The sequence below is a fragment of the Lyngbya sp. CCAP 1446/10 genome (genome assembly GCF_026130175.1).
Classification (GTDB): Bacteria; Cyanobacteriota; Cyanobacteriia; order Cyanobacteriales; family Microcoleaceae; genus Microcoleus.
Map to the genome: position 1 here is coordinate 16,797 of NZ_JAIGNI010000071.1, position 10,521 is coordinate 27,317.

General features: G+C 46.5%; 8 protein-coding genes. 3 read left to right on the top strand and 5 right to left on the bottom strand.

What is annotated here, in order from left to right; all coding sequences use genetic code 11:
• The first annotated feature begins 277 nt into the window (after positions 1–277).
• Positions 278–1,117, top strand: a complete 840-nt coding sequence (locus K4039_RS23320) for a Tab2/Atab2 family RNA-binding protein (RefSeq protein WP_265238900.1) — start codon at positions 278–280, stop codon at positions 1,115–1,117.
• Positions 1,118–1,311: 194 nt separating this feature from the next.
• Here the strand turns inward: K4039_RS23320 and K4039_RS23325 are convergent, their stop codons facing one another.
• Positions 1,312–1,518, bottom strand: a complete 207-nt coding sequence (locus K4039_RS23325) for a hypothetical protein (RefSeq protein ID WP_265238901.1) — start codon at positions 1,516–1,518, stop codon at positions 1,312–1,314.
• Between the two features lie 206 nt (positions 1,519–1,724).
• Here K4039_RS23325 and K4039_RS23330 point away from each other — a divergent pair, with 206 nt between their 5' ends.
• Positions 1,725–2,597, top strand: coding sequence for an S-methyl-5'-thioadenosine phosphorylase (locus K4039_RS23330; protein ID WP_265238902.1), 873 nt, complete (start codon positions 1,725–1,727; stop codon positions 2,595–2,597).
• Between the two features lie 273 nt (positions 2,598–2,870).
• Here K4039_RS23330 and K4039_RS23335 read toward each other — a convergent pair whose 3' ends face one another.
• Positions 2,871–4,076: a tetratricopeptide repeat protein gene (locus tag K4039_RS23335; RefSeq protein ID WP_265238903.1), complete on the bottom strand. Its 1,206-nt coding sequence runs from the start codon at positions 4,074–4,076 to the stop codon at positions 2,871–2,873.
• A 96-nt stretch (positions 4,077–4,172) separates the two neighbouring features.
• Here K4039_RS23335 and K4039_RS23340 point away from each other — a divergent pair, with 96 nt between their 5' ends.
• Positions 4,173–4,661 (top strand): WbuC family cupin fold metalloprotein, encoded by a 489-nt coding sequence (locus K4039_RS23340; protein ID WP_265238904.1) that lies wholly within the window; start codon positions 4,173–4,175, stop codon positions 4,659–4,661.
• Positions 4,662–4,809: 148 nt separating this feature from the next.
• On the opposite strand, the gene K4039_RS23345 is transcribed toward K4039_RS23340, so the two are convergent.
• The 3 genes from K4039_RS23345 to K4039_RS23355 all read right to left on the bottom strand — a co-directional run bounded on the left by K4039_RS23345 (position 4,810) and on the right by K4039_RS23355 (position 10,415).
• Positions 4,810–5,313, bottom strand: coding sequence for a hypothetical protein (locus K4039_RS23345; protein WP_265238905.1), 504 nt, complete (start codon positions 5,311–5,313; stop codon positions 4,810–4,812).
• A gap of 223 nt (positions 5,314–5,536) precedes the next feature.
• On the bottom strand, positions 5,537–7,369 hold the full coding sequence (locus K4039_RS23350) for a PAS domain-containing sensor histidine kinase (protein WP_265238906.1): 1,833 nt from the start codon (positions 7,367–7,369) through the stop codon (positions 5,537–5,539).
• A 31-nt stretch (positions 7,370–7,400) separates the two neighbouring features.
• On the bottom strand, positions 7,401–10,415 hold the full coding sequence (locus K4039_RS23355; protein ID WP_265238907.1) for an MASE1 domain-containing protein: 3,015 nt from the start codon (positions 10,413–10,415) through the stop codon (positions 7,401–7,403).
• Between the last annotated feature and the right edge of the window lie 106 nt (positions 10,416–10,521).

The following is a 10,521-nucleotide window of genomic DNA, read 5'->3' on the forward strand; positions in this document are numbered from 1 at the left end:
CGAATTTCCCCTCCAAAATTATATTATGTCCCCTAGAACAACCGCAATAAAATTGGTTTGTAGCGAGGAATGCAAGTCCTCTGAACTTGAAGAGGACTGGCATTCCTCACTACAAACTTATAGCGTTTACGTTACTTGACATAATAAAATTTTCCACATTTAACTTTTGCACGCTTCAGTATTACCTTACAACGTAAGCCCGGCGAGAAAACCGCTAAAACCCGATCGCAGATCGAAACCAGATTAAAATTAGGTTGACATTAACTCTTAAATTCCCATGCGTATTTGGCAAGCCGATTTCTACCGCCGCCCTCTCCGAGACGAAACCGGCAAACCATTGTGGGAACTCCTCATCTGCGACTGGGCACAAACATTTCAATTTAGCGCTCTTTGTCGCCAGTCAGAAGCAAACTCTAATTGGCTAGCCGCCCAATTCCAGCAGCAAGCACTAACCCAGAAATTGCCCGACATAATTCAAGTATTTAGGCCTCAGTCTCTCGGTTTAATCGAAGCTGCGGGCAAAGTTTTGGGTGTCAAAGTAGAAGCAACTCGGCGCACTGCGGCTTTGAAAACCCTGCTGCAACAACGCGCCCAAGAATATTCGAGTTTGCCTAATTATACAGGTGAAGCTTATCGGGCGATCGCCCTTGACACACCACCACCCCTTCCCCTACCCGAAAACCTGTGGGGCGATAGCTGGCGTTTTGCATCCCTACCCGCCGGCGACATCGCAGAAGCCTTCGCAGGGCGTCCCCTGCCAATATTAGAAATGCCAGAATTGTTGTTACCGCTGAATTTGGGCTTAGCCTCCACAGTACCCGTACCGGGAGTTGTGATTGACGGCGGGCGACAGTCAATGCGGTTGGCTAGATGGCTTCAGGATGCCAAACCCTTCGCATTGAACTATATCGCCGGAGCTCCCGACGGATTAATTTTGGAAGCTGGATTAGCCGATAGATGGGTTGTCGCGACTTTTGAAGATAGCGAAGTAAAAGCCTCCGCCGAAGTTTACCAACAGCGCAAGCAATTAAGTAAAGGATTGCATTTCTTATTAGTCCAGCCCGATGATACTGGCATGACTTATACAGGCTTTTGGCTGCTAAATTTTAATTCCTAATAGTTAATGCCGAATCCTAGACATCCGCAGCTAGTAAAACTTTAACAAAACGATCGCCCTTTCTAGCTGTGGACAAATGAAACTATCGGAGATTATCTTATTTTTTATTTCAAAACTCGATCGCCGAAAACAGATTACCGCCCGAACTTTCGTCGCAGCAGATACAGACTCAAACACAAATTTTTAAAGTTAATCTATTCCACAACCAGAATCAATCCATCTTGGATTCCCTGATGCACTCGGTTAATCTGACACCTATCCTTCTCGTTGAGACGGGTTGTCGAAAGCATTGCAGACTTCAGCAGCCGCCTGTCGAGAGGCGTAATTTGGCGGAAAGCAAAAATTCGTTGGACGATCGCCTCGATCGCGATTTTGGGTACACTAGCAGAACTGACTGTCATTCTTTTAACACCTTAAAAATAGATCACAGAACTCTGTACCTTTATTTTTAAAGATTTCGTAAAGATACGTTGTGATTAAGATCATACTTATTTTGTGACAATACAGTGTGTTTACCGTAACAATTGCCATAAAAATTAAATTATCTTTACGCAAACTTAACAATGGCCCGATAGAATCACTAAGTAAAACTCAAGCAGAGAGTCAAATGGCACAGGCAAAAATCGGCATTATCGGCGGCAGCGGTTTATACAAGATGGAGGCCCTCAAGGATGTTGAAGAGGTGAAAATCGATACACCTTTTGGCGCGCCATCTGATGCAGCCATTGTGGGAACATTAGACGGTACGCCCGTCGCATTTCTGGCAAGACATGGCCGCAACCACACCTTTTTGCCCTCAGAAGTCCCTTATCGGGCAAATATTTATGCGATGAAGAGTCTGGGAGTTGAGTATTTAATCTCAGCGTCGGCGGTTGGTTCCCTCAAGGTAGAAGCCAAACCTTTAGATATGGTAGTACCAGATCAGTTTATCGATCGCACAAAAAATCGAGCTTCTACATTTTTCGGAGAAGGAATAGTCGGTCATATCACCTTTGGCGATCCGATTTGCGGGGAATTGGCTAAAGTGTTAGTAAGTGCGATCGAATCCTTGAACCTGCCCGACGTTTCCTTGCATCGCGGCGGCACCTACGTCTGCATGGAAGGCCCCGCATTTTCCACCAAAGCAGAATCAAATCTTTACCGCAGTTGGGATGCAACAGTCATCGGGATGACAAATTTGCCCGAAGCAAAATTAGCCAGAGAAGCCGAAATTGCCTACGCAACTTTAGCATTAGTCACCGATTACGACTGCTGGCATACCGAACACGACAGCGTAACAGTAGAAATGGTAATTGCCAATTTGCACCGCAATGCTGAAAATGCTCAAAAAGTAATTCAAGAAACTGTGCGGAGGCTAACCGAAAATCCTCCTGTTTCTGACGCACATTCAGCTTTGAAATATGCAATTCTGACTCCGCTGGACAAAGTGCCGGCCGCAACTAAGGAGAAAATGGGTTTGTTGTTGCAGAAATATTTGTAAGTTCCTAAAAGTTCTACGAAACCTGGTTTCTCGCTACTTACAAAGTCTGGGTACACGCTAATCTCAGAAACCGGGTTTCTTGCTAGATTTTTCATACTCCAGCGAAATCATTCGGAGAAACCCGGTTTCTAGCTACTTACAAAGTCTGGGTGTACGCTAATCTTAGAAGCCTGGTTTCTTACACCTAATCTCAGAAACCGGGTTTCTTTCTAAATTTCTTGTACTGAACCGAAATTATTCGTAGAAACCCGGTTTCTTACTATCCACCATGTATTAACTTATCAACTGCTTAAAGGCATCGTGTTCGCGAAGTTTTTCTAAATCAGCTTCAGTTTTTGCCAACTCTTTGCACAAATTAGGATTGAGATTCACTGCGCGGTTTAAATTTTCAATTGCTAAATCAATTTTGCCTTGGAGCGCATAACATCGGGCTTTATTGTACCATATTCTGTAAAAGTCAGGTCGAATTTTAGCAGCATTGTCGTAGGACTCGATCGCCGCTTCGTACTTTTGCAATTTGGAGAGTGCCACGCCTCGATTGTTCCAAGCGTCAGTATAATCGTTTTTGACTTGTAGCGCTTGATTGTAAGAAATGACTGCTTGTTCGTACTCCTGCATTTTGGAAAAGGCAACGCCTCGGTTGTTCCAAGCGTCGGCATAATCGGGTTTGGCTTGAATTGCTTGTTCGTAACAGCCGATCGCCTCCGGGTACTTCTGCAACTCCAATAATACCACGCCTCGGTTGTTCCAAGCGTCGGGATAAGTCGGGCGAATTGTGGTAGCTTGTTCGTAGGATGCGATCGCCTCTGGATACCGCTGCATTCGAGTCAGCACAACTCCCCGGTTGTTCCAAGTATCGGCTAAATCCGGCTGAATTTGCAGTGCTTGATTGTAAGCAGTGATCGCATCTTCATAGCGGTTTTCAAAGAAACAAGCATCTCCCTGTTTAGCATAGTCATCCGCCGTCAATAACTGTTGATAATTGCCGTAGTTAACCGGAGCAAATTCTTGAATTTGAGCATCCGGCAACAAAAGGTCTGTTTCTACATCCGCTGGGTGACTTTGGTGTTGAATTTCGCCTAAGATACTTTCAGCATCAGAAATTAATAGTTTTAATTGAGAGATGGTATCATAGTGGAGACTTTCGATTTCTTGGCGAGCAATTGTTGTCTGCTTTGACAGTTTGCTCCACAGAAACCAAACACCGACTCCGGCTGCTGTCGGCAACAAAGTTAAGGCAATTACCAACCCGTTGAGTAGTACCGCCGTGCGCCCAAAAGCGATGTCAACTTCTTCTTGAACTTGATCGCGAATTTCGTCTTTCAGTTGCTGCTGGGGCAATTCCTGCGTAACCAAGAGTGCCGCCCTCGGTTCTGACGCAGAAACGGCACTGGCGCAGACTAGAATAGTCAAAAGGGCGATCGAGCTAATACTTGTTCTAAAAATACTTGACAAACGCATTGCCTTAGTGATACGCACCTGATTTGCGATTTTCATATGTCAAGAGAGATGCTGGTAAACATGATCTCAGCCTAGCCGATTTGTTCAAAAACTATTAAATACAGGATATCTGTTGTGCAGCCTGCTCCGATTAAGTGTTTGACGCAAGAATTGCTAGACGAAGTTGCAGCTTCCTCCCGCAGCAGTCCCCGCGGGCGACAAAACTACAATTTCCACGATTTGACGGAAAAGGTGCAGCGGTTTGTCAACGTGCTGCAAATGGGTACTTACGTGCGCCCTCACCGACACCTGCGCGCGCCCTCCGTTAACGGTTTTGAGTTTTTTGTGGTGATTCAAGGAGAAGTGGGTATTCTGATTTTGAACGAAAATGGTCAAATATTGCGATCGTTGCGAGTTAGCGCTAGCGGGCCCACTCGCGCTGTGGAACTTCCAGAGGGTACTATTCACACCCTGGTAGCCTTGGTACCGGATACCGTGATTTTGGAGTTCAAGGAAGGGCCTTATGAGGTGGCGGCGGATAAAGACTTTTTGCCCGATTTTCCGGCTGAGGGTACTGCGGCGGCGGGGGAATTAGTCCTGATTTGGGAAGCAAAATTTAAATAAGAAGGAAGAAGGAAGAAGGAAGAAGGAAGAAGGAAGAAGGAAGAAGGAAGGAAGAAGAAAGAAGAAAGAAAATTAAGGGTTTCAACAATTAAGAACTTGCTCACCCTCGGTTGCAGTTGACTAACTGTCAACTGTCAACTGTCAACTGTCAACTGTCAACTGTCAACTGACTAATGAATCTAATTGTTGTCATCCGATTGTATAAATCTGGGGCGGTGCGGATGATTTTTCTCAGAATTTCATCCGTCACCCAAAAGACGACGGGAAAGGCAAATTTTTTGCTGAATTCGCTGCATACTAGGTTGGTAGAAAGCAAAAGTCTATCGATCGACTCCACTGACTCCAAACCGAGGATCATTAAAGCTGGAGGCGGTTCGTCGTCTACGAATGCTGCGATTGTCGTGTAGAGAGATGTCGCCGATTTTGGCACAAATAGTGGCTGCGGTTTCTGGGTACAAGTTGCTTGTAGTCGATCGACTATTTGCTGCCGCAAAGCCAGGGAGTTGCAGTTGACTAAAACGAAAGAAAAGTAACCTTGGGAAAGACGGAGCGCCCGAATTAACGTTGAGAACGACCGCTCGTTATATTTGGCTAAGTCGTACCTCGCTGCATCGTTTTTATCTGTATTTTCTGAGCTGTTTTCGACAAACATAAATTGCAGGTCTGTTCTCTAGTTTTAGGGGTTTTCTATCTTAAATGCTGTTTATAAAGAAAATATGAAGGTGGAACAAAAAAAAATGATAAATATTCCGGCGATTGTAGCACTGTTTGAAATTAACATCAATAGTGCGATCGACTAATTTTGCTGCACCTGTACGCAACCCACCTGTTACGCTTAAACTGAATGATCAAATCTAGTTAAGAATACAAACAACTCACCGGGAATTTTCAGCCAGCGGCAAAGTAAACCAAAAAATTGCCCCAGCACCGGGACTGCTAATTACCCCAATTTCCCCGCCGTGAGCACCAATAATTTGCCGACAAAGATATAAACCCAAACCCAAACCGACGGAGTGTCTGGATCGATCGCCCCTAACGTAAAGGTCAAACAGATGTTCGCACTGTTCCGGCAATATTCCCACGCCGTCATCTTCTACTGTACAGTAAATCATACTACTTGGGAAATTGGGGATTGGGAATTGGGAATTGGGAATTGGTAATCGGTAATCTTGCCCTGAGCGAAGCCGAAGGGTGGTAATCGGTAATTTCTCTATGTCCTGTTTCGCTTCCTTTTGATTTATAATTAATTTTTCCGCATTTATAACTTGAGCGGAAACCGTTAAATTCAATCCAGGCAGATTGTGCTTCAAAGCATTAGCAATTAAATTAGAAAACACGCGCCACAACTGAGTCGTGTCAGCGTTCACAGCGGGCAAATTATCAGGCAATAAATTTGTAAAAGTAGCTTGCGCCTCATTGATTAAAGGCTCCAAATCTGTCACCGTAGCTTCAACTAATACCCTCAAATCTACCCGATCGCAGTGCAGAACCAAACCGCGCAATTCCCCGGCGTGAACTTCCAACAGCGAATTTATCAACCGCAATTGCTGCTCGCTACCTTGAATCATCCGCTCCAAAATAGAACGGGGAATTGCGATCGAATCCCCTGTTTTCGTCTGCCAATTTTTCAGCACCATTAACATTCCCGCTACCGGGTTGCGCAAGTCGTGAGAAAGAGCGTGAATAAACACCCGCAGCGATTCTTGTGCCTGTTTGCGCTGCGTGATATCCTCAATCAAACCCTCATAATAAAGCACGGAACCGCTGCTATCTCGTACCGCCCGCGCTTTCTCGGAAATCCAGACAATACTGCCGTCTGAGCGATAAATTTGCGACTCAAAATCCGAGACTGTGTTACTTCCCGCGATCGATCGCAAAAACTCATTTCTGCGAACCGGATCGACATACAACTGCCGCTCGATATCAGTAAACTTTGCCGTCACTTCTTCCGGGGAATCGCAGCCGTAAATCCGCGCCAAAGCTGGATTAGCCGTAATATAGCGGCCGTCGGGAGTGCTTTGAAAAATTCCCTCGCCAGCATTCTCAAAAATGCTGCGGTACTTCGCCTCCGCCACCTCCAACTGCTGGTAAGCAGATTCCAACTCACGCCTGGTACTAAACTCTTTCCGTTGCAGACATTCGTACCAATAAACCGACAAATCGCAAATCAAACAAAACCAAAACAAATATAAGTACAACCCGGTCAACTTAAAAGGAGTATACTTAGCAAAGCTTAGATTTAAAACCAAATTTATGCCGACATGGCAGCACAAAACGCCTAGTTGAGAAATTAGGTGAAGTCGCCAGCGGACGGGCATCAGCGTAGCTTGGATCAGAAACGCTAAACTCCAGGTAAAAATTGGTAATTCCCCGGCTTGTGCGACAGCTAGCCCAAGCTGTACAACCAGCGTCAGCGACCACGAAAAACCCAAAAATAGCAAACCGGGATAGCGCTGTCCGAAGGAGGTTTTTTGCAACACAAAACAGGTCAATAAACCCAATTCTACAGCAGCGCTCGTGTACAAATAAACACTTTTAAACTCTTGGTGAGCGAAGAATCTTTCGCCCAGAAAATAGACAGTTATTGTGAAGGCAAAAAAGATGGCAATTGCGACAGCAGGGCGCAGCCGATCTCGGAGGAAGCGATCGCGCCACACCTCGTAAACCGTTAACGCCTGAACTGATTTTTCATGGCCTGGATAGTTCATAACTTAATGTAGGGTGCGCAGCACGTTAGCCCTAGATGTTGACAGCAGGTAGCGAAAACCAGAAAGTCGAGCCACCTCCGGGAGTGCTTTCTACACCGATTTCGCCGCCATGAGCTTTGATAATTTGCTTGGAGAGGTACAATCCCAAACCCAGCCCTGTTAATTGTGGGCTATTGGGGTCTTGAACGTAAAGTTCAAACAGAGATTCCCGCTGTTTGGCGCTGATTCCCACTCCATTGTCTGTTACAGTGCAGCGAACCATTTTTACGGTGACACCGGGCAATTTGCTGCCGATATTGCCAATTTGACTCTGATAGCGGGGCATTTGGCAACTGCCATCGAGGTGAAATTTGGCGCGGATTTCCTGTTTTTTCTGGTCGAGTATCGAGGTGCGATCGCCCTTTTCAAATATCCGGTTAGCGATACAGCGGGCGACGGGATTATTTTGGGATGTTAAAACCTGTAAATTTTCTTGAGCAATTAGCACTTTTTCAACTTCAATCACCTCGGCTTTCAAAATTATATTGACTCCCGGATGATTGTGTTTAATCGCATTAGTCAGCAGATTTTCTAACACCCGTTGTAAGAGTTTACTGTCGGCATTAATTCGCGGCAAATTCGTCGGTATTTCCTGAGTTAAAGTTGCTTGATTTTTTGCCAATATCGGATCTAAATCGGCAATAATTGCTGAAGTTAAAGACTGCAAATGCAGCGGTTCGGGATGGATGAAAATACCTTTGACTTCGCTAGCATGAGCGTCGAGGAGGGAATTAACCATAGTCAATTGGTGTTCGCTAGCCTGCACGATGCGCTCCAAGATCGATCGCGAAACCGGAACATCCTGTGGACAATCAGATGCCGATTTGTTGAGCAAATTTTTCAGCAGGATTAACATTCCCATAACTGGAGTGCGGAGATTGTGAGAAACTGCGTGCAAAAATAGGTCTTTCAGGCGGTTGCTTTCTTGCAATTCGTGCATTTTTTGCTGTAGTTGGCTGGTGCGTTCCTCCACTTGAGATTCCAAGTTGGCATTGAGATCTTTTACCTGCTGCAAAAGTTGGGCTTGCTGGAGGGCGATCGCCACTTGGGTAGCCAGTTTTTCTAATAAATCAATTTCAAATTCCTGCCACTGGCGGGGCCCAGAACACTGGTTGACGGCCAAGATTCCGAAAAGTTCATCGCCGAGGACGATCGGCACATTTAACGTCGCCCGAATTTGATAGTCGCTGTATAATTGGACAACTCGATCGCCCCTTTGCACCGTAGCAGTATCGCAGACAATTCGGACGCGGTTGTTAGCATAAAAAGTTTTCTGCTTTTCGAGGTGATTCTCGTCAGTGAGCAACAACCCCAAAATAGAACGGTATTGGACGACAGACTCAGCGACAATTTTACCGTACACCGGGCTAGGAAGATTTGCCCCGCCCGCGTCCATAATACCGATGAAAGCGCGATCGGCCTTGAAAAATTGCCGGACTTCGGCAACAGTAGTATTGAGAATTGCTTCGAGATCGAGGGATTGGCGAATTCGCAGGGCCATTTCTGAGAGCAGCCGATCGCGCTCGGAGGAAGCCCGCAAAGCAGCTTCCGCGCGGTGGCGTTCGGTAACATCTTGGACTGTGGCGGCGATGACGTTGGAGTTAATTGCCGACTGTTCGCAGACAGTGCGCTCGGAGCCGTCGGTGAGTACAATTCGATAGTTAATGGAATAGGGTTGGCGATCGAACATCGCTTGAGATTGCGATCGCGCCACCAATTCTCGGTCTTCTGGATGTACCGTCTGCAAAAAAACTTCTGGTGTTGGTTTAACAGTTCCCGGAGTCAAACCCAAGAGGCGATAAAGTTCATCCGACCACCGCAATTCGATATTAGATATATGATGTTCTGGGGATTCTGCGCAGTTTTCAATTGTGGCGACGGCGGCGCAATTTAAATCCCAATTTCCCAACTGAGCGATGCGCTGAGCGTTAGCTAAACTGGCTTCGCGATCGCGCAACAGAGCGGCCGTGCGGCGCACGAACTCCAGCGCTTGCTCGCGTTCAGCCACGGCGGCAGCCAACATCAGGGCCACAAGGGCGATCGTACCGGTAAAAGCTTGTAAGAATAAAACCGCCTGTTGCAAATTTTCGCTTTTGACCAGAAACGGGCCGCCTCCCTGCACAGCTCCCCAAATTGCGATATAAGAGACGATCGAATAAGCAAAAATTGCTCCCGGCTGACGAAATCGCAAAGCGGCCCAAACTATCAGAGGAAAAGGCAAATACTCCAGCGGATACAGAGCGCTCGCAGCTTGTGTTTTCGAGCAAAAAACCAGCCAGCTTACGCTCAGCAATAAAGTCAGCCATAGAGCTATTTCTGAATAATTTAAAAGTAAATTTTGCAGGTTATAGCGATTTTTAATTCCCTGAAATTTGGATAAATAATTAGTAATTGGCAAGCGGTAATTTGCCCATTTAAAAAATGCTAATAAATTTGAAATAATTCGATCTTTTCTTGAAACATGAAAACTTTTAAAGGCGTAATTTAAAGTCAGCAGCATCGGTGTGACGATCAAGATTCCCATACCGTCTCCGAGCCACGTAGTCCACCAATTCCGAGAGAAATTGCTCCACTGATCCCAACCAAAAATGCACGTACCCAAGTTGCCGAGGGTAGAACCGACCAAAGTAGACCCGATGACAGCGCCGGCTACCAAACCCACAACATCTCGCAGTCGATCGAGCTTAGTACAAAATCCGATGCGCCTCAACGCGGATTCCCCCACCAGCGCTTGCATGGTGACGCTAAAGGCCGATGTGACCACGACAGCCGAGGGTATACCGGAAGTAGAGTTTAACAGCACCGAACCGAGGGCAATTCCCGGCCACATCCGTCGCCCTTGTAGCAGCACTGCCGCCAAAGCAATGCCTGCGGGCGGCCACACGGGCGAGGCTTCGGCTTTCACCAGTCCCAGTACGGACGCTGCGAGTTTTCCGGTGACAAAGTAGGCCAGGGCCAGGATGCCGGCGGAAAGAAAGGGTCGAGTGCGGTGGTTGAGCAGTTTCATGGTTTGTGCGATCGAATCCTCCATTGCTACTCTTTAATTTAGGTGGCGAAAGGGCGATCGAGCTTCCTCCAGAGGAATCACCTGACTGGGGGAAGGGGAGAGGGGG

Excerpts from the sequence above, each read along its gene's own strand:
- K4039_RS23355 (WP_265238907.1), bottom strand. The coding sequence starts at position 10,415 with ATGAAACTGCTCAACCACCGCACTCGACCCTTTCTTTCCGCCGGCATC.
- K4039_RS23325 (WP_265238901.1), bottom strand. The coding sequence starts at position 1,518 with ATGACAGTCAGTTCTGCTAGTGTACCCAAAATCGCGATCGAGGCGATC.
- K4039_RS23320 (WP_265238900.1), top strand. The coding sequence starts at position 278 with ATGCGTATTTGGCAAGCCGATTTCTACCGCCGCCCTCTCCGAGACGAA.
- K4039_RS23350 (WP_265238906.1), bottom strand. The coding sequence starts at position 7,369 with ATGAACTATCCAGGCCATGAAAAATCAGTTCAGGCGTTAACGGTTTAC.
- K4039_RS23330 (WP_265238902.1), top strand. The coding sequence starts at position 1,725 with ATGGCACAGGCAAAAATCGGCATTATCGGCGGCAGCGGTTTATACAAG.
- K4039_RS23345 (WP_265238905.1), bottom strand. The coding sequence starts at position 5,313 with ATGTTTGTCGAAAACAGCTCAGAAAATACAGATAAAAACGATGCAGCG.